We start from the raw sequence: 25,052 nt of genomic DNA, 5'->3' as shown, positions 1-25,052 counted from the left end.
TCTCGACGGCCGGTTCTCACTGGGAGCCGCGGAAGCCCGGTCCCTCCACGATCAGTCCCGCGACCAGGGAGCCCGACATGCCGGCGTGCGGGAGGCCGCCGCCGGGGTGTGACCAGCCGCCGACCGTGAACAGGCCCGGCAGGGCCGTGGTGTTGGACGGCTGCAGGAGGCGGCCGTCGCCCGCAGCCAGCGCCGGGGCCGGGATCGCGCCGCCCGCCGCACCCGTCGTCCGCTCGATGTCCGCGGGGGTACGCACCTCGTGCCAGAGCAGCCGGTCCCGGAGACCGGGCACGGCCCGCTCGGCGGCGGTGATCACCGCCTGGGCATGCCGCTCGAGGACCTCGGTCTCCGACCACTCCCCGTCGGGTCGGGCAGGCACCACCGAGCTGAGCGTGACCGCCTCGTGCCCGGCGTCCGGCACCCACGCCGGGTCGTCCGGGCGCACCACCGTCACCGTGGGGTGCGCGACCATCCCCGACGAAGCGCCGAACAGCGGCTGCAGCTCGCTGTCGCGGTCCTCCGCGTGCACCACCGTGCGGTGCGCCGTGCCCTCCGGCCGGCCCCCGCGCAGCGCGAGCAGCACGGTCAGCCTGCTTGTCCGCACCCGCTGGGCCGGCACCTCCCCGGAACCCCGGACGACGGACTGCCGCACCGACCCGTCGAGGACCTCGGGCGCGACCCCGGCGACCACGAAGTCCGCCTCGGCCACCGTCCCGTCCGCGGACTCGACCCCGGCCGCCCGGCCGTCCTTCTCCACGATCCCGGTGATCTCGGCGCCGAGGACGAACTCGACCTTCCGGGCCAGGCACCGCTCGTACACGGCCCGCGCCAGCTCCCTCAGGCCGCCCCGGACGTACCAGACGCCGAAGGCGTGCTCCATGTACGGCAGGACCGCCGCGCTCGCCGGGGTGGTGCGCGGGTCCAGCCCGTACGCCAGGGCGTGGCTCTCCAGCAGGGCCGTCAGCCGGGGGTCGCGCAGTTCCCAGGAGCCGACCTCGGCGAGCGTGCCGGCGCGGCGGGTGCGCAGCAGCCGCTTGTGGGGCACCGCCGGATAGGGCTCGCGCTCGGCGAGGACCTGCCAGTCGGGCCACAGCGGCTCCTCCAGGAGGGGCCGCCGGGTGCGGTCCCAGGCCTCGCGGGCCCGGACCAGGAAGTCGCCCCAGCGGTCGCCCGCCCCCGAGCCGAGCGCCGTGTTCAGGGCGTCGACCACGCCCGCGCGGGAGGCGTTCGGCAGCAGCAGGTCCGTGCCGTCGGCGAAGACGTGCCGTGCGGCCGGGTCCACCTGGACCAGGTCGACGCACTTCTCCAGCGGCTCCTTGCCGGTCTTCAGGAACAGATCGCGGTAGACGGCGGGCAGGGGGAGCAGCGTCGGGCCCGTGTCGAACGCGAAACCGTCGCGCTCGTACCGGCCCACCGCACCGCCGTAGGTCGTCGTGCGCTCGTACACCACCACCCGGTGGCCCGCGACGGCCAGCCGGGCGGCCGCCGCCATGGCGCCGAGCCCGGCGCCGATCACCGCAATCCTTGCCATGCCTGCGACCTTAGCGGGCGCCGCCGACAACCGGTTCCCGGCCTGTGCGCGGGCCCGGGCGAGTATCCGCGCGGACGCCCTCGTGACCAGAGGGACACCGGGGGACGTGGGGGTGAGTGCGCAGGGCTGAGTACCCGTACCTACGGGGGGAGATGAGTAGGCGCGCGGATGGGCTGCCCGCCGCGCGGACGGGAGAGTGGAGGCACGGGAAGGGGCGTGGCTCCGGAACCGCCGGCACGGGGCGGCGGAACGGCTCGCGCGCTCCGACCGCTCCTTCCGTCGACACGGTCGAGGCCTCGACGGTCGGCGGGAGCGAGGCACGGGGGAATGGGGGGCTGGGGGGACAAGGGGGACGGGGATAGGGGGAACGGGGGGGAACGGGGAAGCGCCGGTTCGAGGTGGCCCGCGGGGGACGCGGCCAGTCCGAACCGGCGCTCTCGTTCGTTCGTTCGTGTGCGGCGCGGGCGCCTCGGTGACGGCTACCGGTTGCCGCTGACCCGGCCCTGGAGCAGTCGCGACAGCGCCGAGTGCACGTCGTCCAGGGAGCGCTCCGGCTGGAACGCCTTCCAGTCCAGGGCGGCCACCAGGACCATGCCGACCAGGGCCGACGCCGTGAGGCCGATGTCGATCTCGTCGCTCAACTCGTCCGCCTCGACGCCCTCGCGGAGCACCTTCTCCACGACCGCGACCGCCTCCTGCCGGACGACCATGAGCGTGGACTGCCATGCCCGGTTGGTGCGCCACAGCTCGGCCACGTACAACTGCGTGAAGGACGGGTAGCGGTCGATGAAGACCAGTCCGGCCCGGATCATCGCGTCCAGGGCGTCGACCCTGCTGCCGCCGCCCTCGGCGCTGCGGTCGGCCGCCTCCCGCAGCGACGCGGTGAGGAGCCCCACGCCGTGCCGCAACAGCTCCTCGAAGAGGACCGACTTGCTGGCGAAGTTGTAGTAGACGGTGCCCTTGGCCACGCCGGCGCGCTCGGCGATCTCGTCGACCGTCGTGGCGGAGAACCCCTGCTCCGCGATGAGCGTGACGGCCGCCTCGTAGAGCTTCTGCCGGGTCGCCTCGCGGCGGCCCCCGCCTGTGCCGCCGGGGGCGTTGCTGCTTTCCATGGCCCTGATTGTCACAGGAACCGTGCCGTGCGCGGTCACAGAGTCAACTCCGGGTGCAGTCGGTCGAGGGTCCACACCTGCTTGCGGCGGGCCGACACGGCGGTCAGGGCGAGCGCGCCCGCGGTGAACGCCAGCAGCACGGCGCAGGCCTGCCAGACCGGGCCCAGACCGCCGCCGGTGATCAGCCGCCGCAGGGCGTCCACGACGTGGCTCATCGGCAGGAACGGGTGGACCGCGTTGAAGAAGTCCGGGCTGGTCTGCACGGGGTACGTGCCGCCCGCGGACGTCAACTGGAGCATCAGGAAGGCGAGGACGAGGATCCGGCCCGCGGCCCCGAAGCGTGCGTTGAGCCACTGCACGATCGCCGCGAAGCACGCCGTCACCAGGAACAGGAAGCCCACCGTCCCGGCCGCCCGCGCCATCTGCAGGCCCACCGCCCAGTGCAGCACCGCCATGAGCGCGACCGTCTGCAGCACACCGAGGGCGGCCACGGGGAGCCAGCCCGCCAGCGCGACCCGCCAGGCCGGGGAACCCGCCGCGAGGGCACGCCGGTTGAGCGGCGGGATCAGCATGTACGCCACCATCGCGCCCACCCACAGCGACAGCGGGATGAAGTACGGGGCGAACCCGGTGCCGTAGTTGGGCGCCTTGTGGAGGTCCTTGCTGGCCAGTCGGACCGGGTCGGCCATCACCTCGGTGCGCCGGTCGCGGTCCTTCTCGTCGTAGTCCGGGATCCGGTCGGCGCCGTCGTGCAGCCCGCCCGCGAGCTTGCCGGAGCCGTCGGCCAGCTTGTACATGCCGCCCTTGAGGTCGTTCGCGCCGGTCTTCAGGTCGCCGACGCCGGTGTCGAGGTCCTCGGCGCCCGTCTTGGCGGTGCCCAGGCCGGTGTGCAGCGTCTTGGCGCCCTTGGCGACCTTCGTGGCGCCCTTGTTGAGCGCGTTCACCTTGGTGACGGCGTCGTCGAGGTCCCCGGACAGGTTCGGCGCGGCCTTCGCCAGGGCGCGGGCCTGCCGCTCCAGGGTCGTCAGATCCTTCTTGAAGGCCTTCAGGTCACCGTCGTAGTTCTTCACCACGGTGTTGACGTCCTCGGCGAGCCGGGCCGCCTCCGCGGCCGCCTCCTTCGCCTTCTTCAGGTCCGCGCAGGCCGCGTCCGGCAGCACCGCGTCCTCGCAGCGCCGCTTGTAGACGTCGTCGAGGGTCTCGGAGGCGGTCCGGGTGCCGGTCGCGGCGGCCGGGGCCGTGGTCACGAACGCCGAGAGGTGGTTGCGGATCGTCGCCGCGGAGTCGGCGACCAGGGTCGCGGTGTCGGTGATCGTGTCGCTGTTCTCGTCGAGGAAGGGCCGGACCTGGTCGGCGGACTTGTTGACCTTGTCGGCGAGGCTCTGGGTGCCGTTCGCGACCTGCTGGGCACCGTCCTGGAGGTCACCCGCGCCCTGGTCCAGGTCGGAGAGGCCGCCCGACAGTTTGCCGCTGCCGTCCTTGGCGGCCTTCAGCCCGTCGGCGAGGTCCTTGGAGCCCTTCTCCGCCTTGTCGATGCCGCCCTTGAGGTCGTCGGCGCCGTCCGCGGCCTTCTGGGTCTTCTCGTGGATGTCGGAGAAGGAGATGAAGATCCGGTCCAGGAACGACCGTGACGTCTTCGTCGACGCCGCCGTGCGCACCTCGGAGAACACGGTTCGGGAGATCTGCCCGACGATGTAGTTGTTCGCGTCGTTCGTACGGACCTGGAGGGCGCCCGTCTCCGGCGCGTCACCGGAGCTGGACGCGATGCGCCGGCTGAAGTCCGACGGCATGGTCAGCGACAGGTAGTACGTGCCGTCCTCGACGCCCTCGCGGGCCTGATCGGCGCTCACCTCGTGCCACTCGAAGGTGTCGCTGTCCCGCAGGCCCTCGGCGATGTCGTCGCCGGCCCTGAGCTTCTGCTTGCCGACCGACGCCCCCTTGTCGTCGTTCACCAGCGCCACCGGGATGCGGTCCAGCCGGCCGTACGGGTCCCAGAAGGACCACAGGTACAGGGCGCCGTACAGCAGCGGCAGCAGCATGAGCGAGGCCAGCGCGGCGCGCGGGAGCTTCCCCCGCCCGAACCGCCTGAGCTCAAGCGAGGCGAGTTTCGGCGATCGCATCGCCCATCTCCTTGTCGTCGTCACCGCGGTCGGCCCGGGAGGCGGTCCTGGTGTGGGGCCCGGCCCCGGTGTCGATGTCGGGCTCGGCCCCGGTCTCGGTGTCGGCCTTGATGTCGGCCGCGGCTTCGGCTTCGGCTTCGGTTCCGGTCCGGGGCTCGGCCTTGTCCTCGGTCTTGCCTCGGCTGCCTGCCCCGGTCGTGGTCGCGGCCTCGGTCCCCGCCCCCGTGTCCGTCCCGGTCTCGTTTCTCTTCGCCGTGGACACGACGAGCGCGCCCTCCGGGGCCTCGCTGCACACCGCGACGACCGTGGTCCCGGCCTCGGTGAGGGACCGCAACAGGGCCCAGGTCTCGGCCCGTTCGGCCTCGGAGAGCTTCAGGTCGGTGTCGTCGACGCCGAGCAGGCGGGGCCGGCCGATGAGGGCCAGGGCGAGCGAGAGCCGCAGCGCCTCCACCCGGTCCAGGTCCCGCACGGCGGTCCGCTCGCCCTTGGGCAGCGACGCCCGGTCGAGCCCGGCGGCGGCCAGCGCGGCGTCGATCCGGCCCTCGGCCTCCGCCACGCGCTCTCGGCGGGGCCGGAGCAGTCCGCGCAGCGAGCCGTCGAACCGCCGCTGCAGCAGCGCGCGTTCCCGCAGGTGCTCGCCGACGGTGAGCGCCGGGTCGAGGTCCGTGACGCCCGGGACATGGGCGAGGGCGCTGATCCGGCGGACGGCGGCCATCTGCTTCGGCAGCCGCAGGGCGCCCACCGTGGCGTGCCCCTCGCTCGGTTTCATGCGCCCGGTGAGGGCGAGCAGCAGACAGGTCCTGCCCGACCCCGAAGGACCTTCGATCGCGATCAATGAACCGGGCTCGGCGTGGAACCCCACCTCTCGGAACACCCACCCGCGCGGGCCCTCCATCCCGAAGCCCTCGGCGCCGACGGCGGTGCCGCCGCCCTCCCCGGTGGGCGCCGCGGCTGTCGTAGGCGGCTCGTCCATGTGCTCCGGACCCCCTCATGCCTTTTTGAACTGACTGGTCAGTGCAAAAGTTACCGCGAACTGTCGATCGAAGCAAAAGCCCAGGTCAGAACGGATTGTCAGTGGCATACCTCACGATGGGCACATACGGCACCTCGTGTCAGAGCGTGCCGTCACATAGACGACAGGAGGTTCGTCATGGCCACGTACCACGCAGCAGCCGGCAGTCGGCGCCGTGTCGGCGGCCCTGCCCCCTCACTGACCGGCCCGGCGAGCGACGTCCACCCCGTGCTGCGCCGGGCGACGGCCCCGCCCGCCGCCCTCGACCTCCTCGCCCAGGCCCGCGCCGGCCTCGACGAGGCGTCCGCCCTCCAAGCCGCCAACGAGCGGTACGCGACGGCCCATCTGGCCGCCCTGCGCACCGCCGCCGCCGTGCTCGCCGCACGGGGCCGCCCCGAGCCCACCTCGAAACGGCGGGCGAAGATCCGGAGCGCCTGGGAAGTGCTCCCCGAGATCGCACCCGAACTCACCGAGTGGAGCGCGCTGTTCGCCTCCGGCGCCGCCCGCCGGGCGCGGGCCGAGGCGGGCATACGGGGCGCGGCGAGCGCGCGGGAAGCCGACGACCTGATGCGCGACGTGGCGATGTTCCTGCGCCTGGTCGAGCGGATGTTGGTGCTCCAGCCGGTCCTGCCCCAGCCCCGGCAGGACGGAGGGGGAGGCGTCCCCGACGCGGGCTGACCGACCGTCCCGGCGCCGCCCATTAGGGTTGGGGGCACCCGTTACCTCCGTCACGGCCCCGGCCGCCGACGGAACCAGCAAGCCCACCGCTCCGCCGCACACCAGGCGGTGCCGCGCCGAGGAGTCAACTGCCGTGTCGGACCCGTCGCGCCCCCGCGCCTCCCTCCGTACCGCCGTGGTCTGGGACGTTCTCCAGGACGCCCTCGAGCGCCGAGTGAAGGCCACCGGGCGGGAGTCGCTCGACGTGCTCGACACCGGGGGCGGCAGCGGCAAGTTCGCCGTGCCCGCGGCCCGCCTCGGTCACCGCGTCACCGTCGTCGACCCCAGCCCCAACGCGCTGTTCGCGCTGGAGCGCCGGGCCGCCGAGGCCGGTGTCGCCGACCGGGTGCAGGGAGTCCAGGGCGACGCCCACGGCCTCTTCGACGTCGTCGAGCGCGGCGGCTACGACGCCGTGCTGTGCCACGGCGTCCTGGAGTACGTCGACGACCCCGCCGAGGGCATCGGCAACGCGGTCGCCGCGCTGCGCCCCGACGGCGTCCTCAGCCTGCTCGCCGCCGGACTGGGCGGCGCGGTACTCGCGCGGGCCCTCGCCGGCCACTTCAAGGAGGCCAGGCAGGCACTCGACGACCCGAACGGACGCTGGGGCGAGGGTGATCCCGTACCCCACCGTTTTACCGCCGAGCAGCTCACCGCGCTCGTCGAGAACGCCGGTCTCGCGGTGACCGCCGTCCACGGCGTCCGGGTCTTCGCCGACCTCGTCCCCGGGGTCCTGGTCGACACCGAGCCGGGTGCCCTGGACGCCCTCCTCAAGCTGGAGGCCGCCGCCGCGGAACTGCCCGCGTTCCACTCCGTGGCCACGCAACTGCATGTGCTCGGAGAGACCCGGGGGAACGCCGAGGCCTGAGCTCCTCCTGTGCCGTGCCCCCTGATCAGGGGCGCGGCGGCGGATGGAGTACGCCACAGGCCCCCCGATCGGGCGCTCGGAGCCGTATGATCGAGGGAGACCGTCCGGCATGACGGGCCGTTCGCTGGGGAATCCACACCTCAGCGAGTCGGGGTGCCATGGCGGGTTCCGGTTGGCGAATTGGCGTAGAGGGGCGGGTTTCAAGGGGGCGATTCCCTGCCTATCCTGAAGAGGACCCCCCGGGTCGCTCCGGCGACCGCACGATGAGGAGGACTCCGTGCCGCTCTCAGAGCACGAGCAGCGCATGCTCGAGCAGATGGAGCGAGCGCTGTACGCCGAAGATCCCAAGTTCGCGTCAGCGCTTGAGGGAAGCGGGCTGCGTACGTACACCCGGCGGCGGGTCTACCAGGCGGTCGCGGGCTTTCTGGTGGGTATCGCGCTCCTCATGGCCGGAATGGTCGCACAGCAGATCTGGGTCAGCGTGGTGGGATTCCTCGTCATGCTGGGCTGCGCCGTGCTCGCCGTGACCGGTTGGCGCAAGGCCCCCAAGCCGGGTGAGCAGCCCACCGGTCCCACAGGCTCCGCCGGTGCCCGTCGTCAGACACGACAGCGCCGCTCCATGATGGATCGAATCGAACAGCGCTGGCAGCGCCGCCGCGACGAACAGGGCGGCCACTGAGCCCCCGGGTTGCCGGACTCCACGCCAGACCTGAAGACAGATGAAGGGTGACCGCCGGAGGGCGGTCACCCTTCACGCATGCCTGGAATCGAACAGCGGGCCGGGCGCCCCGCGCCTCCGTCCGCCGTCCCACGCGCCCCGGCCCGGACCTCTACCCCGGCCCCGACATGACTCTGCCCCCACCCGGCGAACCCGGTGGGGGCAGAGTCGTACGGACCTGGGGACCAGGCCCTCAGTTGTTCTGGCCGGTCGGGGCCGACGGCCGGCGCAGGGTCGGGCGACGGGCCGCCAGTTCGGTCGTGAGAGCCGACCAGCGGGCCGAAACCGCCCAGATCACGCGGACGGTGGAACGGGGCAGCAAAAGCGCCCGCAGCTGGGGCCGACGGCCGACCTGGGCCCGCAGCCCGGCCGCCACCTCGTGCGCGTCCTGGGCGAGCCCCGCCGGCACCTGCGGCTGCGGAGCGTAGAGCACCTGCTCCACGGCCGCCGCCAGCCGGTGCACCGCCGCCTCGGCCCGCGGTTCGAGCCGCCCCAGCCGCACGATCCGCGCGGCGGCCTTGCGAGGCGTCTGCGACTCGTCCGGCGCGATCCCGTAGTCCCACGCCGTGTCGGTCACCTCCTGCCAGACCCCCAGCGCGTGAGCCGCCGCCTCGTCGGGCGTCCGCCCGTGCGCGCCCAGCCGCACCGACCGCGTCCGCATCCGCCACAGCATCGGCAGCAGGGGGAGGGCGAGCAGCGCGAGCGCGCCGGGGACGATCAGCAGCGTCCAGGGGGAGAAGAACACCAGCCCCCAGAACCCGCGCTCCTCGTCGTCGGAACCCGGCAGGGCCGCCGCCGACTCGGACGAGCAGCCGCCCTCCAGACGCACCTGCTGCGCCGTGCAGCTCTCGCTCTCCGAGGGCTGCGCGGACGGCTCCGAGGACGACGACGCCGAAGGTCGCGGCACATCGGGCAGGCCGTTGTCACCGGAGGACTCGGGCTGGGTGTACTCGGGGGTCGTGCCCCGGTTCGGGGTCGGCTCGAAGCGGGTCCAGCCCACACCCTCGAAGTACAGCTCCGGCCAGGCGTGCGCGTCCCGCAGGCCCACCGACATCGAACCGTTCGCCTCCGGCGTGCCGGGTGTGAAGCCCACCGCGACCCGGGCCGGAATGCCCAGCGTGCGGGCCATGGAGGCCATCGCGAACGAGAAGTGGACGCAGAAGCCCTCCTTCTCCTGGAGGAACCGGGCGATCGCCCGCGAGCCGGTGCCGCTCTGCACCTCGGTGTCGTAGGTGAACTCGCCGCTGAACGCGAACCAGTCCTGGAGCTTCACGGCCCGCTCGTAGTCGTTCGCCGAGCCCGCCGTGATCTCCCGGGCGGTCCGCGCCACCACCGGCGGCAGCGACGGAGGCACCTCGGTGTACTCCCGCTTCAGCGCCGGCGGCGGTTCCGGCGCCGCGGCCAGCTGCTTGGCGGTCGGCCGCACGATCAGGCTCTTGACCGTGTACTGCGCGCCCTTGGTGTCCTGACCGTGGTCACCGACGAGGGTGCGGCCCACCGGCTCGTACCGCCAGTCGCCGTCGATGTCCACCGACGTCACCGGATACGGCATCGGCAGCCAGTTCTGCGCGTAGTCCTTCGCCGCCGCTATCCGGGTCTCGATCTCGTTCCGCTTGACGTCGGGACCCAGGCCGTTCGGTGTGCCGAAGTCGTCCGGGACGCCGGTGATGGACCGCTCGGTGGGCTTCCAGGAGGTGCCGTCGAAGTCGTCCAGGGAGACGATCCGCAGATACATCTCCTGCATGTTGTCGGTGTTCGTGCGGTACGACAGGACCTGGCGGTCCTGGTCGACGTTCAGGCTCTCGCTCAGCTGGACCAGCGGGTTCACCGCGGAGATCGTGCCGCCGCCCCCGGAGCCCGCGCCGATCCCGCCGCCCGCGCCACCCAGCAGTCCGCCGTCGAGGGCGGGCAGCCCCAGCGGCACCACCAGGGCGATGCCCAGCGCGACCGCGCCGATCCGCCGCCCGGTGCGCACCGGGGCGACGGCGCCACCGCTCTCCATGCCGGGAGGGCGCGCGGCGCCGCCGAAGACCCGGCCCCACTGCGAGAGCCGGTCGCGGCTCTCGGCCAGCAGCAGCATCAGATAGCCCACGGAGGCGATCAGGAAGAACAGCCACGCGGCGCCGTCCGACAGCCCCGCCGCCACCGAGTAGAGCGCCAGCAGCGGCAGACCGGCCGGGGCCGCGCTGCGGAACGTCACCGCGAGCGCGTCGACCATGAGGCCGATGACCAGGACACCGCCGATCACCATCAGCTGGATGCCGTCCGTCATCGGCGCCGGGATGGCGTACCGGCCGACGTCGTCGGCACCGCTCCGCAGCAGCGAACCGAAGTGCTGGAACGCCTCCGGGCCCGGGAACAGCCCGGCGACGGCCTGCTGCCGGGCGAAGACCAGCGTCAGCATCGCCAGCACGACCAGGGCCTGCGCGGCCACCGTCAGCGCCCGGGCCAGCGGCACCCGCCGGGCGAGCGCTCCCACGCCGCTCTGCACGGCCAGCATCACGGCCGCCTGGAAGATCCAGGTCTCCGGGTCCACCAGCGGCAGCAGGGTGCACGCCGTCATGATCGTGGCGGCCCAGGCGCACAGCGCCAGCCTCGCCCGACCGCTCATGACCGTCCCTCCGTCCCGAGCCCGGACACCAGACCGGCTCGCTGCCGGTCCGCCTGGCGCCACAGGTCCGTCAGCGAGGCACCTCGCGGCACGCCCAGCGCCGTCCAGCCCGCCTCGTGCAGCAGGCGCAGCGACTCCTCGCCCGCGCTCTCGCCGCCCGCGGCGGGCACGTCGCCCGACTCGCGGGTCCATGTCTCACTGTCCAGCAGGAACGCGATCGCCCCGCCGCTGCGCCGGCGCATCCTGCCGATCAGCCCCGCCTGCTCCTCGTCGAGGTCGCCGAGGAAGGCGACCAGCAGCCCCTCGTTCCCGCCGCGCAGCACGTCGTACGCGGAGGACAGGCTCATGCCGTCGGAATGGTCGATCACCGCGAGGGTGTCCATCATCAGGCCGGCCGCGTCGGCGGACTCCTGGCTGGAGCCCGCGAACCCGTCGGCCCCCTCGCCCGGCACCGAACTGCCGGTGTCCGTCAACAGCCTCACGGAATAGCCCCGTTCCAGCATGTGCACCAGCATGGAGGCGGCGCCCGAGACGGCCCACTCGAAGGCCGAGTCGGGGCCCGCGCCCAGATAGGCCACGGCCCGGGTGTCCAGCAGGACGGTGCAGCGGGCGCGCTGCGGCTGCTCCTCGCGGCGCACCATCAGCTCGCCGTAGCGGGCGGTGGAGCGCCAGTGCACCCGGCGCAGGTCGTCGCCGCGGCGGTAACCGCGGGGGATCACGTCGTCCTCGCCGGCCAGCGCCAGCGAGCGCTGCCGGCCGTCGCCGTACCCCTTCGCCTCACCGCTCAGCCGCACCGGCGGCAGCGCCTCCACGCGCGGGATCACCGTCAGGGTGTCGAACGTCGAGAAGGACCGGGTCAGCTCGCACATCCCGAAGGGATCGGTCAGCCGCAGCTGGAGCGGGCCCAGGGGGTAGCGGCCGCGCAGATCGGAGCGGACGCGGTACGACACCTCGCGCCGGCCGCCCGCCTCGACGCGGTCCAGGACGAACCGGGGACGCGGACCGAGCACGTACGGCACCCGGTCCTGGAGCATCAGCAGCCCCGTGGGCAGCCGCGAGACGTTGTCCATCCGCAGATGGACCCGGGCCTCGCTGCCCGCCGGCACCCGCGCGGGGGAGAGGCGGCGGCTGCCCGCGACCCGGTAGCGGGTGCGGTACAGCACGGTCGCGCAGACCAGCGGCAGTACGGCGAGCAGCAGCCCGACCCGGAGCAGATCGCTCTGCCCGAGGACGTACGCGCATATCGCGGCCGCGACCCCGGCGGCGAGGAAGGAGCGCCCGCGTGTGGTGAGCCCGGCGAGAGCCGTGCGCAGCCCGCTCTTGTCCTGCTCCGGGGCGGGCGCGGGCCCCGCGGTGGTCATCCAAGCCTCCGCGGCGGCTGCTGCGGATACGCCGGCGCCGGGCGGGCCGAGCCGAAGCCGCCCTGCGGTGGCGCGGCCTGCGGCACGGGGGTGCGCTGCAGGATCTCCTGGACGACCTGCTCGGGCGTCCGGCGGTTGAGCTGGGCCTGGGCGGTGGGCAGCAGCCGGTGCGCGAGGACCGCCACCGCCAGGGACTGGATGTCGTCCGGCAGCGCGTACTCCCGGCCGCTCAGGGCGGCGGTCGCCTTCGCGGCGCGCAGCAGATGCAGCGTGGCGCGCGGCGAGGCGCCGAGTCTGAGGTCGGGATGGGTGCGGGTGGCGCCGACCAGGTCCACAGCGTAGCGCCGGACCGTTTCCGCGACGTGCACGCCGCGGACGGCCTCGATCAGCTTCACGATGTCATGGGCGTGGGCCACCGGCTGCATGTCCTCCAGGGGCGAGACGCCGCCGTGGACGTCGAGCATCTGGAGCTCGGCCTCCGGGCTGGGGTAGCCGACGGAGACCCGGGCCATGAAGCGGTCCCGCTGGGCCTCGGGGAGCGGGTAGGTGCCCTCCATCTCGACGGGGTTCTGCGTGGCCACCACCATGAAGGGGTGGGGCAGCTCGTACGTGTGTCCGTCGATCGTGACCTGGCGTTCCTCCAGGGACTCCAGCAGCGCGGACTGCGTCTTCGGTGACGCGCGGTTGATCTCGTCGCCGATCACGATCTGCGAGAAGATCGCGCCCGGTTTGAACTCGAACTCCTTGCGCTGCTGGTCCCAGATGGACACACCCGTGATGTCCGACGGCAGCAGGTCCGGCGTGAACTGGATACGCCGTACCGAACAGTCGATGGACCGTGCCAGTGCCTTGGCCAGCATGGTCTTGCCGACGCCGGGGACATCCTCGATCAGAAGATGTCCCTCGGCGAGCAGCACTGTCAGCGAAAGCCGTACGACCTCAGGCTTGCCCTCGATCACCGCCTCGACCGAACTGCGGACTCGCTCCACAGTGCTGGTCAGATCAGTGAGGCTCGCTCGATCGTCATAGGTCGTCACCCGGCCCTCCTCGGCCCGTTCTTTCTCCGGGCCGACGCTCTGCGATGCGGACCGGCCCACCCCGAAACACGGGCACCACGCGCGAACAGTTCCGCGTGTTGCCACACTTGCATTCTTGCTGCCGTTACCGTTTCGTGTCACTCGCCTGTGGATAACGGTCGGTGATTTGTCAGGTCTGTACCGTTTCGCACGCCAAGATGCCAGGAGATTGACAGAAACCCACGGCAGCGGAAGACCGTCCGGGGGTGGGGTGGGGGCCGGTGCGAGGGGCCGGTTCGACGCCGCTCAGACGGCGTCGACCTCCCGCAGCCGGCCCGTCTTCACGTCGAAGACGAAACCGCGCACGTCGTCGGTGTGCAGCAGGAACGGGTTGGTCCGCACCCGCTGCATGGACTGCCGTACGTCCTGGTCGACGTCCCGGAAGGACTCCACGGCCCAGGCCGGGCGCTGGCCGACCTCCGCCTCCAGCTCGGTGCGGAAGTCCTCGGTGAGGGCCTCCAGACCGCAGCCGGTGTGGTGGATCAGCACGATGCTGCGGGTGCCCAGCTTGCGCTGGCTGATGGTGAGGGAGCGGATCACGTCGTCGGTGACCACACCGCCCGCGTTGCGGATGGTGTGGCAGTCACCCAGTTCGAGGCCGAGCGCGGCGTGCAGGTCGAGGCGGGCGTCCATGCAGGCCACGACGGCGACACGCAGGACGGGGCGGGCGTCCATGCCGGGGTCGGCGAACGCGGCGGCGTACCGCCCGTTGGCCTCGACCAGCCGGTCGGTGACGGTGTCGCCGTTTATGGCGCCTTCGGATTCGGTGGGAACTGATGCGGAGGTCGTCATAGGCATGACGGTACTGGTCACGGGTGCCGATGGCGCTCTGTGAGAGGGGACAAAGAACGTCATTGAGGGTTGTTGTGAGGTAACCCACAGGGGTGGCGGGATTGCACCACTCCGAGTGATTTCTCGGCTTTCCGGGCTTCGCTCCGAGAGCGGTGTCGCGACGCGCAGGCCGGTTGATTGACCGCGAGGGGCCGTGGACTAAAGTGACGCGGAGCGGGAGGCGAGGACCCCCTGCTCGACTGACATCACCGAGAGATCCGGTCACTGCCCGGCATCTCCCCGCGTGCGCGGCGCGTACGTACGGCTCGGCCTCCTCCCGCTCCCGGTCGGCCGGCACTTCCGGCGCCAGCCGACCTCCCCTTCCTGAGCGGGCGGGGACCCGGCGGTGCGTACGGGCCCGCCGGACTTGAGAGGGCCCCTTGACCGAGAGCCGACACGTTCCCGTCATGCTCCAGCGGTGCCTGGACATGCTGGCCCCGGCCCTCACGGAGCCCGGTGCCGTCGTGGTCGACTGCACCCTCGGGCTCGGCGGCCACAGCGAGGCGCTCCTCACCCGGTTCCCCGAGGCCCGGCTCGTCGCCCTCGACCGGGACAAGGAGGCGCTGCGCCTCTCCGGGGAACGGCTCGCCCCCTACGGCGACCGCGCCACCCTGGTGCACGCCGTCTACGACGAACTCCCCGACGTGCTCGCCCGCCTGGGCATCCCGCACGTCCAGGGCGTCCTCTTCGACCTCGGCGTCTCCTCCATGCAACTCGACGAGGCCGACCGCGGGTTCGCCTACGCCCAGGACGCCCCGCTCGACATGCGCATGGACCAGACGACCGGTATCAGCGCCGCCGAGGTCCTCAACACCTACCCGGCCGGCGAACTCGTCCGGATCCTGCGGGCGTACGGCGAGGAGAAGCAGGCCAAGCGGATCGTCTCCGCGATCGTGCGCGAGCGCGACAAGGAGCCCTTCAGCAACAGCGCGCGCCTGGTCGAACTGATCCGCGACGCCCTGCCGCAGGCCGCCAAGCGCACCGGGGGCAACCCCGCCAAGCGCACCTTCCAGGCGCTGCGCATCGAGGTCAACGGCGAACTCACCGTGCTGGAGCGGGCGATCCCCGCCGCCGTCAAGGCCCTCGCGGTCGGCGGCCGGGTCGCCGTGCTCTCGTACCACTCGCTCGAAGACCGCCTCGTCAAGCAGGTGTTCGCGGCGGGCGCCGCCACCACCGCGCCCCCCGGGCTGCCCGTCGTCCCCGAGCGCTACCAGCCCCGGCTCAAGCTCCTGACCCGTGGTGCCGAACTTCCCACCGAGGAAGAGGTCGCCGAGAACCGGCGGGCCGCCCCCGCACGGCTGCGCGGGGCGGAGCGCATCCGGGAGGACGTCGAGTGAGGCGGACGAGGCGGCCGGAACACGGTGCGTGAAGGGGATGGTGGTGGGTCCGAGAACCGAACTCGCCGGCGCCGGCAGTGACTCCGAGAAGCGAACTGGCAGGGAGGGTGTGTGAGCAGGAAACCCGAACTGAGGGGCCGGGCCGCCCGGCTCGCGCGGCTCCTGCCGACCGGCTCCGGCCGGGCCGCCCGCACCCCGTTCGTCCTCCTCGTCGTCGTGCTCCTGGGCGGGGGCCTCATCGGCCTCCTCGTCCTGAACTCCGCGCTGAGCGAGGGGTCGTTCCAGCTCGACGACCTCCAGGACGACGTGAAGAGCTACACCGACGAGGAACAGGCGCTCCAGCGGGACGTGGACGCCTACTCCGCCCCGGAGGCCCTCCAGCGCCGCGCCCGCGAGCTGGGCATGGTGCCCGGCGGCGACCCCGCCTTCCTGGAGCCCGACGGCCGTGTCAGGGGCGTTCCGAGCCCCGCGGCCGCGCAGACGCCGGCGAGCCTGCCCCTGGTCCTCGCGCCCGAGGCACTCGCCCCCGCGTCCGCCGCCGGCCCGGCCCCCACGCCGACGCCGACCCCCACGTCGGCCCCCGCACCGCCCCCCTCACCGTCGGACTCGCCGGCGCTGCCGCCCCCCACCGGCCCGTCCGCACGGTCCACCCCGCTCTCGACGAACCCCGGCAGGTGACGGAAGTGGTCGATTCAGGCAGGCAGCCGCCCCGCCGCCGCGTACCCGGCCCCGCCCGGCCCGTGCGTCCGGGCGGCCAGCAGCGCCGCCCCGGCCCCGGCGCCCGGCCCGCGGGCCAGCGCCGGCCGGGCCCCCGGCAGCCGGCCCCGCGCACCATCCGCCTGGGCAGCCCCCGGCCCCGGCTGCGCATGGTGAGCCTCGCCCTGACCCTGGTGATGATCGCCTTCGTGGTCCGGCTGCTCCAGGTGCAGGCCGTCGACGCCGGCGAGTACGCGGCCAAGGCCGACCGGAACCGCTACGTCGGCCGGGTCCTCGCCGCCGAGCGGGGCGGGATCACCGACCGCAACGGCGTCGACCTGGCGATCAGCGCGGACGCCAACGACATCACCGCCGACCCGACCATGTTCACGCGCGACCAGCTCAAGATCGGTGACGGCCCCGAGCAGGCGGCCGCGCTCCTCGCGCCGATCCTCGGCGCCGACCAGGACACGATCGCCGGGAAGCTGCGCACCAAGAACACGCGGTACGTGCTCCTCGCCCGCCGCCAGACCCCCCAGGTCTGGAACCAGATCACCGACCTCAAGACCGCGCTCGCCAAGAAGGCCAAGGACGACCCGGGCACCGTCAACGTCCTGGCCGGCGTCTTCCAGGAGCCCAGCAGCAAACGCGTGTACCCCAACGGCGACCTCGCCGCCGGGATACTGGGCTGGGTCAACGCCGAGGGCAAGGGCGGCGGCGGCATCGAGCAGCAGCTGAACCGCGCTCTGTCCGGCAAGAACGGCAAGATCCGCTACGCCCAGTCCGGCGGACGCCTCGTGCCCACCGCGGGCTCCGCCGAGACCCCCGCCGTGGCCGGCTCCGACATCGAGCTGACCATCGACCGCGACATCCAGTGGGCCGCGCAGAGCGCCATCACCGAGCAGGTGAAGAAGTCCAAGGCGGACCGCGGCTACGTGATAGTGCAGGACACCCGCACCGGCCAGATCCTCGCCATGGCCAACTCGCCCAGTTTCGACCCCAACGACCTCACCAGGGCGAACCCGGACGCCCTGGGCAACGCGGCCCTCCAGGACGCCTACGAACCCGGCTCCACCGCCAAGGTCATGTCGATGGCCGCCGTACTGGAGGAGAACGTCGCCACCCCCGAGACGCATGTCACCGTGCCCAACCGGCTGCACCGCGGCGACCGCCTCTTCAAGGACGACATCGACCACCCGACCTGGTACCTGACGCTCAACGGCGTGCTCGCCAAGTCCAGCAACATCGGCACGATCCTCGCCACCGGCGAACTCGGCAGGAACCAGCGGGAGTCCAACCGGATCCTCTACTCCTACCTGCGCAAGTTCGGCATCGGCAGCTACAGCGGGCTCGGCTTCCCCGGCGAGACCAAGGGCATCCTCGCCGCGCCCGGCGACTGGTCGACGTCGCAGCAGTACACGATCCCGTTCGGTCAGGGCGTCTCGATAAACGCCATGCAGGCGACCTCCGTCTACTCGACGATCGCCAACGGAGGCGTCCGCGTCGCGCCCACCCTCGTCCGGGGCACCAAGGGGCCCGACGGCCGCTTCACCCCCGCCCCGAAGCCGAAGAAGACCCGGGTCGTGAGCGAGAGGACGGCGAAGACCCTGGCCAGGATGCTGGAGTCCGTCGTGGACGACGAGGAGGGCACCGGCACCAAGGCACGCATCCCCGGCTACCGGGTCGCGGGCAAGACGGGCACGGCGAACCGCGTGGATCCGGACACCGGCAGATACCGCGGCTACACCTCGTCGTTCGCCGGCTTCGCACCCGCGGACAAGCCGCGGATCACCGTGTACTGCGCCATCCAGAACGCCACCGAGGGCAACTACTTCGGCGGCCAGATCTGCGGGCCCATCTACAAGGAGGTCATGGAGTTCGCCCTGAAGACCCTCCAGGTCCCGCCGACCGGCGCCGGGCCCGCGAACCTGCCCGTCAGCTTCAAGCCGTGACCCGCCGCCCGGGCGACCCCCGACCCTCCTGACCCTCCCTGATCCACCCGCTGATCAGCGCAACCAGCCAGGAACGCACTCGTGACCATGATCACTCCCGACCCCGGGAACCACGCCGCCCCACCGCCCTCGCACAAACCCTCGCTTCGCTCCGGCGGGGGTGCGCCCGGTACGCTCACCGCCGTGCCACACGCTGATCAGTCCCAAACCACCCAGAAGGGCGTTTCCGTGACATATCCCGGACCGCCCAGGCCGGCCCAGGTCTCCGCCACACCCCTCGCGGAACTCGCCGGACACCTGGGTGCCGCACAGCCGGAGACCAGGGAGGCCGCCACCGGGGTCACGGGCATCACCCATGACTCCCGCGCCGTCCGCCCCGGCGACCTGTACGCCGCCCTGCCGGGCGCCCGGCTGCACGGCGCCGACTTCGTGAACCAGGCGGCCGGCCTCGGCGCCGTCGCCGTCCTGACCGACCCGACCGGGGCCGAGCGCGCCGCAGCCACCGGGCTCCCGGTCCTCGTCGTCGACGACCCGCGCGGACGGATGGGAGAACTGGCGGCCACGATCTACGGCCGGCCCGGCCGCGACCTGCTCCAGATCGGCATCACCGGCACCTCCGGCAAGACCACCACCGCCTACCTCGTCGAGGGCGGTCTCAGGACGGTGCGCTCCACCGGGCTCATCGGCACCGTGGAGATGCGCATCGGCGACGAGCGCGTCAAGTCCGAGCGCACCACCCCCGAGGCCACCGACCTCCAGGCCCTCTTCGCCGTCATGCGCGAACGCGGCGCGGACGCGGTCGTCATGGAGGTGTCCAGCCACGCCCTGGTCCTCGGCCGGGTCGACGGCTGCGTCTTCGACGTGGCGGTGTTCAACAACCTCAGCCCGGAGCACATGGAGTTCCACTCCGACATGGAGGACTACTTCCAGGCCAAGGCGGGGCTGTTCACCCCGGAGCGCAGCAGGCTCGGCGTGGTCAACGTCGACGACGAGTACGGCCGCCGGCTCACCAAGGAGGCCACGGTCCCGGTCGTCACGTTCTCCGCCGAGGGCCATCCCGACGCCGACTGGCGCGCCGTGGACGTCGAGGTCGGCCCGATGGACTCGACGTTCACCGTGCTCGGCCCGAAGGACGAGCGGATCACCGCGAGGTCGCCGCTGCCGGGCCCGTTCAACGTCGCCAACACCCTCGCCGCGATCGCCGCCCTGGCCGTCGCCGGGATCGACCCGCAGACCGCCGCCGACGGCGTCGCCGCCGTGCCGGGAGTGCCGGGCCGCCTGGAGCGCGTGGACGCCGGGCAGCCCTACCTCGCGGTCGTCGACTACGCCCACAAGACGGACGCCGTCGAGTCGGTCCTCAAGGCGCTGCGCAAGGTCACCGAGGGCAGGCTGCACGTGGTGCTCGGCTGCGGCGGCGACCGGGACCGCACCAAACGCGCGCCGATGGGCGCCGCCATCGCCCGGTTCGCCGACACCGCCGTACTGACCTCCGACAACCCCCGCTCCGAGGACCCCCTCGCGATCCTCGCCACCATGCTCGAGGGCGCGGCCTCCGTGCCCTCCCACGAGCGCGGCGAGGTCCTCCTCTTCGAGGACCGGGCCGCCGCGATCGCCGCGGCCGTGGCCCGCGCGGAACCCGGCGACACCGTGCTGGTCGCGGGCAAGGGCCACGAGCAGGGCCAGGACATCGCCGGCGTGGTACGTCCCTTCGACGACCGCCAGGTGCTCCGCGAAGCTATCCAGCAGACCCAGGGATGAACTTGTGATCGCCCTCTCTCTCGCCGAGATCGCAGAAGTCGTCGGCGGGCAGACGCACGACATACCGGATCCGTCGGCGCTCGTCACCGGACCCGTCGTCCGGGACTCCCGTGAGGTGGAGCCCGGCAGCCTCTTCGTCGCCTTCGTCGGCGAGCGTGTGGACGGCCACGACTACGCGGCCGCGGTCGTCGAGGCGGGCGCGGCAGCGGTGCTGGCGTCCCGCCCCGTCGGCGTGCCCGCGATCGTCGTGGACGACGTCCAGGCGGCCCTCGGCGCCCTCGCCCGCCACGTGGTGCGCGAACTCGGCACCACCCTCGTCGCCCTGACCGGCTCCGCGGGCAAGACCAGCACCAAGGACCTGATCGCCCAGGTGCTCCGGCGCAAGGCGCCGACGGTGTTCACGCCCGGCTCCCTCAACAACGAGATCGGGCTGCCCCTCACCGCGCTCAGCGCCACCGAGGAGACCCGCTTCCTCGTCCTGGAGATGGGCGCCCGCGGCATCGGCCACATCCGCTACCTCACCGGCCTGACCCCGCCCAAGGTGGGCCTCGTGCTCAACGTCGGCACCGCCCACATCGGCGAGTTCGGCGGCCGGGAGCAGATCGCGCAGGCCAAGGGCGAACTGGTCGAGGCCCTGCCGCCGGCGAGCGAGGGCGGCGCCGCGATCCTCAACGCCGACGACCCCCTCGTCCGCGCGATGGCCTCCCGCACGAAGGCCAAGGTGGTCCTCTTCGGAGAGTCCGGCGAAGCGGACGTACGCGCAGAGAACGTACGGCTCACGGACGCGGGACAGCCCGCGTTCCGCCTTCACACACCCTCCGGTGCAAGTGATGTGACCATGCGCCTGTACGGTGAGCACCACGTGTCGAACGCGCTCGCCGCGGCCGCCGTCGCCCATGAGCTGGGCATGTCCGCGGAAGAGATCGCCACCGCGCTCTCCGAGGCGGGCTCCCTCTCCCGTTGGCGGATGGAGGTCACCGAGCGCCCGGACGGCGTGACGGTCGTCAACGACGCCTACAACGCGAACCCCGAGTCCATGCGGGCCGCTCTGCGCGCGCTCGCGGCCATGGGCAAGGGGCGGCGGACCTGGGCGGTGCTCGGCAAGATGGCCGAGCTCGGGGACGAATCGCTCGCCGAGCACGACGCGGTCGGACGGCTCGCCGTCCGGCTCAATGTCGGCAAGCTCGTCGCGGTCGGGGGCAGGGAGGCCTCCTGGCTGCAACTGGGCGCATACAACGAGGGTTCGTGGGGTGAGGAGTCGGTGCACGTGTCCGACGCACAGGCGGCGATCGACCTGTTGCGCAGTCAGTTGCGCCCGGGGGACGTCGTGCTCGTGAAGGCGTCCCGGTCGGTCGGGCTCGAGAGTGTGGCGCAGGCGCTGCTCGACGGCGGCAACGAGGGTGAGGTTGCCGCGCGATGATGAATCAGATCCTGTTCGCAGGAGTCATCGGTCTCTTCCTGACGCTGGTCGGCACCCCGCTGCTGATCAAACTGCTGGCCCGCAAGGGCTACGGCCAGTACATCCGTGACGACGGCCCGCGCGAGCACGCCAGCAAGCGCGGTACGCCGACCATGGGTGGTATCGCCTTCATCCTGGCGACCATCGTCGCGTACTTCCTGGCCAAGGTGATCTCGGGCCAGCCACCGACCTTCTCCGGTCTGCTGGTGCTCGGCCTGATGGGCGGCATGGGCCTGGTCGGCTTCCTCGACGACTACATCAAGATCGTCAAGCGCCGTTCGCTCGGTCTGCGCGCCAAGGCGAAGATGGCCGGCCAGCTGATCGTCGGTATCGGCTTCGCGGTCCTCGCGCTGCAGTTCCCGGACGCCCGCGACCAGACGCCGGCCTCCACCAAGCTCTCCTTCGTGCAGGACTTCGGCTGGTCCATCGGCCCGGTGCTGTTCGTGATCTGGGCGCTGTTCATGATCCTCGCGATGTCGAACGGCGTGAACCTGACCGACGGCCTCGACGGCCTCGCCACCGGCGCCTCCGTGCTCGTCTTCGGCGCGTACACGTTCATCGGCGTCTGGCAGTTCCAGGAGTCCTGCGCCAACACGCAGACCCTGACCAACCCGGAAGCCTGCTACGAGGTACGCGACCCCCTCGACCTCGCGATCGTCGCCTCCGCCCTGATGGGCGCCTGCCTCGGCTTCCTGTGGTGGAACACCTCGCCCGCGAAGATCTTCATGGGTGACACCGGTTCACTGGCCCTCGGCGGCGCGCTCGCCGGTCTCGCGATCTGCTCCCGCACCGAGCTGCTCCTCGCGCTCCTCGGCGGCCTGTTCGTCCTCATCACCATGTCGGTCGTCATCCAGGTCGGCTCGTTCAAGCTGACCGGCAAGCGCGTCTTCCGCATGGCACCGCTCCAGCACCACTTCGAACTCAAGGGCTGGTCCGAGGTCCTCGTCGTGGTCCGCTTCTGGATCATCCAGGGCATCTGTGTGATCGTCGGACTGGGCCTCTTCTACGCGGGATGGGCGGCCGACAAGTGACCGACTGGCAGGGCAAGCACGTCACCGTCGCCGGGCTCGGCGTCTCCGGCATCCCCGCGGCCAAGGTCCTGCACGGCCTCGGCGCCGCCGTCACGGTCGTCAACGACGGCGACGACGAACGCGCCCGGGCCCAGGCCGCCGAGCTGGAGGCGCTCGGCATCACCGTGCGCCTCGGTACTGCATCCACCAGCGGCTCCGCCGCGGGCGCCACCCTGCCCGAGGGCACCGACCTCGTCGTCACCGCGCCCGGCTGGAAGCCCGACAAGCCGCTGTTCACCGCCGCCCGCGAGGCGGGCCTGGAGATCTGGGGCGACGTCGAGCTGGCCTGGCGCCTGCGCGGTCCCGACGCGGCGCCCTGGCTGGCCGTCACGGGCACCAACGGCAAGACCACGACCGTCCAGATGCTCGCCTCGATCCTGAAGGCGGCGGGGCTGCGCACGGCCGCCGTCGGCAACATCGGGGTCTCGCTCCTGGACGTCGTCCTCGGCGAGGAGCAGTACGACGTCCTGGCCGTGGAGTTGTCCAGCTACCAGCTCCACTGGGCGCCCTCCCTGCGCGCCCACTCCGCCGCCGTCCTGAACCTCGCCCCCGACCACCTCGACTGGCACGGCTCCATGGAGGCGTACGCCAAGGACAAGGGCCGCGTCTACGAGGGCAATCGGATCGCCTGCGTCTACAACGTGGCCGACAAGGCGACCGAGGACCTGGTGCGCGAGGCGGACGTGGAGGAGGGCTGCCGGGCCATCGGGTTCACGCTCGGCACCCCGGGCCCGTCGCAACTCGGCGTCGTCGACGGCATCCTGGTCGACCGGGCCTTCGTCGAGAACCGGCAGAAGAACGCCCAGGAACTCGCCGAGGTCTCCGACATCGACCCGCCGGCCCCGCACAACATCGCCAACGCCCTCGCCGCGGCCGCCCTGGCCCGCGCCTTCGGCGTGCCCGCCAAGGCCGTACGGGACGGCCTGCGGGCCTTCACCCCGGACGCGCACCGCATCGCGCACGTGGCCGACGTGGACGGCGTCACGTACATCGACGACTCCAAGGCCACCAACACGCACGCCGCGCAGGCCTCGTTGGCGGCCTACGAGTCGATCGTGTGGATCGCGGGCGGACTCGCCAAGGGCGCCACCTTCGACGAGCTCGTCGCCGGCGCGGCGAAGCGGCTGAAGGGTGTCGTGCTGATCGGCGCGGACCGCGCGCTGATCCGCGAAGCGCTCGCGCGACACGCCCCCGAAGTGCCGGTCGTGGACCTCGACCGGACAGACACTGGGGCGATGCTCGCGGCGGTCCGCGAGGCACGGGCGCTCGCACAGGCGGGCGACACGGTGCTGCTGGCACCGGCCTGCGCGTCGATGGACATGTTCGTCAACTACAACAGGCGCGGGGACGCGTTCGCGGAGGCAGTGCGCGAACTCGCCCCCGCGGACGGCTGACCGGCCCGCCCGTGCCTGGCGGCGGAGCTGGGCGAACCTGGGAGGGAACGCGTGACACGGATGTCGTCGGTGCGCCGCCGGAAGGGCGCCCCCGATGCCCAGTAGCCGTACCGGCCGCCCTCCCGTCCAGCGCCTCACCCGCAGGCCGCCCGTCCCCCGCCCGTCCCGCGAGAACCCCGTACGCCGGCTCCACACGCGGGCGCGGCGGGCCTGGGACCGTCCGCTCACCGCGTACTACCTGATCCTCGGCGGCAGTCTGCTGATCACCGTGCTCGGCCTGGTGATGGTCTACTCGGCCTCGCAGATCACGGCGTTGCAGAAGTCGCTGCCGGGGACCTTCTTCTTCCGCAAGCAGTTCCTCGCGGCCTCGATCGGCGCCCTGCTGCTGCTCGTGGCCTCGCGCATGCCGGTGAAGCTGCACCGGGCGCTGGCGTACCCGATCCTGGCCGGCTGTGTCTTCCTGATGGCCCTGGTGCAGGTCCCGGGGATAGGGCAGTCGATCAACGGCAACCAGAACTGGATCGCCGTCGGCGGCTCGTTCCAGATCCAGCCCAGCGAGTTCGGCAAGCTGGCGCTGGTGCTGTGGGGGGCCGATCTGCTCGCCCGCAAGGAGGACAGGCGGCTGCTGACCCAGTGGAAGCACATGCTGGTGCCGCTGGTGCCGGTGGCGTTCATGCTCCTCGGGCTGATCATGCTCGGCGGCGACATGGGTACGGCGATCATCCTGACGGCCATCCTGTTCGGCCTGCTGTGGCTGGCGGGCGCGCCGACCAGGCTGTTCGTGGGTGTGCTGTCCGTCGCCGGACTGATTGGCTTCGTCCTGATCAGGACCAGTGAGAACCGTATGGCCCGGCTCGCGTGCATCGGTGCCACGGAACCGGGGAAGGGGGACACCTGCTGGCAGGCCGTGCACGGCATCTACGCCCTCGCCTCGGGCGGAATCTTCGGCTCGGGGCTCGGCGCCAGTGTGGAAAAATGGGGCCAACTCCCGGAAGCGCACACCGACTTCATCTTCGCCGTCACCGGTGAGGAACTGGGCCTCGCGGGGACGCTGTCGGTGCTCGCCCTGTTCGCGGCTCTAGGCTATGCGGGTATCCGCGTGGCCGGACGCACGGAGGACCCCTTCGTCAGGTATGCCGCGGGAGGCGTGACCACCTGGATCACCGCTCAGGCGGTGATCAACATCGGTGCGGTGCTCGGTCTGCTGCCGATCGCCGGAGTCCCGCTCCCGCTGTTCTCCTACGGGGGTTCCGCCCTGCTGCCGACCATGTTCGCCATCGGGCTGATGATCGCCTTCGCACGCGACGAGCCCGCTGCGCGGGCGGCGCTTGCGATGCGGCAACCTCGCTTTGGTAGAAAGCGGGGCGGCGGCCCTTCGGGGCGGCCCGGGAGATGGAACACGATGCGACGGCGTGCCTGAACGGCGCGTTCG

General features: G+C 72.2%; 19 protein-coding genes. 11 read left to right on the top strand and 8 right to left on the bottom strand.

Annotated elements, in window-relative coordinates:
• Positions 1 to 16 precede the first annotated feature (16 nt).
• The 4 genes from SMA5143A_RS08280 to SMA5143A_RS08265 form a co-directional block, all read right to left on the bottom strand.
• Positions 17 to 1,531 (bottom strand): phytoene desaturase family protein, encoded by a 1,515-nt coding sequence (locus tag SMA5143A_RS08280; protein WP_107462248.1) that lies wholly within the window; start codon positions 1,529 to 1,531, stop codon positions 17 to 19.
• A gap of 479 nt (positions 1,532 to 2,010) precedes the next feature.
• Complete coding sequence (locus SMA5143A_RS08275) at positions 2,011 to 2,643, bottom strand: TetR/AcrR family transcriptional regulator (protein ID WP_055716610.1); 633 nt, start codon at positions 2,641 to 2,643, stop codon at positions 2,011 to 2,013.
• 35 nt (positions 2,644 to 2,678) lie between these two features.
• Positions 2,679 to 4,763, bottom strand: coding sequence for a YhgE/Pip domain-containing protein (locus SMA5143A_RS08270; protein ID WP_107462247.1), 2,085 nt, complete (start codon positions 4,761 to 4,763; stop codon positions 2,679 to 2,681).
• Positions 4,735 to 5,736, bottom strand: a complete 1,002-nt coding sequence (locus SMA5143A_RS08265) for an ATP-binding cassette domain-containing protein (protein WP_107462246.1) — start codon at positions 5,734 to 5,736, stop codon at positions 4,735 to 4,737. The genes SMA5143A_RS08270 and SMA5143A_RS08265 overlap by 29 nt, the downstream gene beginning before the upstream one ends.
• 177 nt (positions 5,737 to 5,913) lie before the next feature.
• On the opposite strand from SMA5143A_RS08265, the gene SMA5143A_RS08260 reads away from it, so the two are divergent.
• From SMA5143A_RS08260 to SMA5143A_RS08250, 3 genes are all read left to right on the top strand, one after another.
• Positions 5,914 to 6,453: an SAV_6107 family HEPN domain-containing protein gene (locus SMA5143A_RS08260; RefSeq protein ID WP_107462245.1), complete on the top strand. Its 540-nt coding sequence runs from the start codon at positions 5,914 to 5,916 to the stop codon at positions 6,451 to 6,453.
• A gap of 133 nt (positions 6,454 to 6,586) precedes the next feature.
• Complete coding sequence (locus SMA5143A_RS08255) at positions 6,587 to 7,357, top strand: methyltransferase domain-containing protein (protein WP_107462244.1); 771 nt, start codon at positions 6,587 to 6,589, stop codon at positions 7,355 to 7,357.
• A 277-nt stretch (positions 7,358 to 7,634) separates the two neighbouring features.
• Positions 7,635 to 8,036 (top strand): DUF3040 domain-containing protein, encoded by a 402-nt coding sequence (locus tag SMA5143A_RS08250; protein WP_055716614.1) that lies wholly within the window; start codon positions 7,635 to 7,637, stop codon positions 8,034 to 8,036.
• A gap of 232 nt (positions 8,037 to 8,268) precedes the next feature.
• Here the strand turns inward: SMA5143A_RS08250 and SMA5143A_RS08245 are convergent, their stop codons facing one another.
• From SMA5143A_RS08245 to SMA5143A_RS08230, 4 genes are all read right to left on the bottom strand, one after another.
• Entirely contained in the window at positions 8,269 to 10,686 is a 2,418-nt protein-coding gene (locus SMA5143A_RS08245; protein ID WP_107462243.1) for a transglutaminase TgpA family protein, read from the bottom strand.
• Positions 10,683 to 12,047, bottom strand: a complete 1,365-nt coding sequence (locus SMA5143A_RS08240; RefSeq protein ID WP_107462242.1) for a DUF58 domain-containing protein — start codon at positions 12,045 to 12,047, stop codon at positions 10,683 to 10,685. The genes SMA5143A_RS08245 and SMA5143A_RS08240 overlap by 4 nt, the downstream gene beginning before the upstream one ends.
• Positions 12,044 to 13,084: an AAA family ATPase gene (locus SMA5143A_RS08235; protein ID WP_107462241.1), complete on the bottom strand. Its 1,041-nt coding sequence runs from the start codon at positions 13,082 to 13,084 to the stop codon at positions 12,044 to 12,046. The genes SMA5143A_RS08240 and SMA5143A_RS08235 overlap by 4 nt, the downstream gene beginning before the upstream one ends.
• Positions 13,085 to 13,369: 285 nt before the next feature.
• Positions 13,370 to 13,978: a beta-class carbonic anhydrase gene (locus SMA5143A_RS08230; RefSeq protein WP_181361783.1), complete on the bottom strand. Its 609-nt coding sequence runs from the start codon at positions 13,976 to 13,978 to the stop codon at positions 13,370 to 13,372.
• Between the two features lie 356 nt (positions 13,979 to 14,334).
• Here SMA5143A_RS08230 and rsmH point away from each other — a divergent pair, with 356 nt between their 5' ends.
• The 8 genes from rsmH to ftsW all read left to right on the top strand — a co-directional run bounded on the left by rsmH (position 14,335) and on the right by ftsW (position 25,040).
• On the top strand, positions 14,335 to 15,291 hold the full coding sequence (gene rsmH / locus SMA5143A_RS08225) for a 16S rRNA (cytosine(1402)-N(4))-methyltransferase RsmH (protein ID WP_107462239.1): 957 nt from the start codon (positions 14,335 to 14,337) through the stop codon (positions 15,289 to 15,291).
• Positions 15,292 to 15,402: 111 nt separating this feature from the next.
• Entirely contained in the window at positions 15,403 to 15,969 is a 567-nt protein-coding gene (locus SMA5143A_RS08220; protein WP_107462238.1) for a hypothetical protein, read from the top strand.
• Between the two features lie 188 nt (positions 15,970 to 16,157).
• Positions 16,158 to 17,939: a peptidoglycan D,D-transpeptidase FtsI family protein gene (locus tag SMA5143A_RS08215; RefSeq protein ID WP_308812030.1), complete on the top strand. Its 1,782-nt coding sequence runs from the start codon at positions 16,158 to 16,160 to the stop codon at positions 17,937 to 17,939.
• An 81-nt stretch (positions 17,940 to 18,020) separates the two neighbouring features.
• Entirely contained in the window at positions 18,021 to 19,697 is a 1,677-nt protein-coding gene (locus SMA5143A_RS08210; RefSeq protein WP_181361782.1) for a UDP-N-acetylmuramoyl-L-alanyl-D-glutamate--2,6-diaminopimelate ligase, read from the top strand.
• 4 nt (positions 19,698 to 19,701) lie between these two features.
• The gene (locus SMA5143A_RS08205) at positions 19,702 to 21,117 is read left to right on the top strand and encodes a UDP-N-acetylmuramoyl-tripeptide--D-alanyl-D-alanine ligase (RefSeq protein WP_107462235.1); all 1,416 of its coding nucleotides are present in this window, start codon (positions 19,702 to 19,704) and stop codon (positions 21,115 to 21,117) included.
• On the top strand, positions 21,114 to 22,187 hold the full coding sequence (gene mraY / locus SMA5143A_RS08200) for a phospho-N-acetylmuramoyl-pentapeptide-transferase (RefSeq protein WP_055542685.1): 1,074 nt from the start codon (positions 21,114 to 21,116) through the stop codon (positions 22,185 to 22,187). The genes SMA5143A_RS08205 and mraY overlap by 4 nt, the downstream gene beginning before the upstream one ends.
• Positions 22,169 to 23,620: a UDP-N-acetylmuramoyl-L-alanine--D-glutamate ligase gene (gene murD, locus SMA5143A_RS08195; protein WP_107462234.1), complete on the top strand. Its 1,452-nt coding sequence runs from the start codon at positions 22,169 to 22,171 to the stop codon at positions 23,618 to 23,620. Before mraY ends, murD begins: the two co-directional genes overlap by 19 nt.
• A gap of 94 nt (positions 23,621 to 23,714) precedes the next feature.
• Positions 23,715 to 25,040: a putative lipid II flippase FtsW gene (ftsW, locus tag SMA5143A_RS08190; protein ID WP_107462233.1), complete on the top strand. Its 1,326-nt coding sequence runs from the start codon at positions 23,715 to 23,717 to the stop codon at positions 25,038 to 25,040.
• The last annotated feature ends 12 nt before the right edge of the window (positions 25,041 to 25,052 follow it).

Origin of the sequence: Streptomyces sp. MA5143a (assembly GCF_900290235.1) — a bacterium.
In the GTDB taxonomy this organism is placed as follows: domain Bacteria; phylum Actinomycetota; class Actinomycetes; order Streptomycetales; family Streptomycetaceae; genus Streptomyces.
This window is presented reverse-complemented; position numbering and strand designations above follow the sequence as displayed.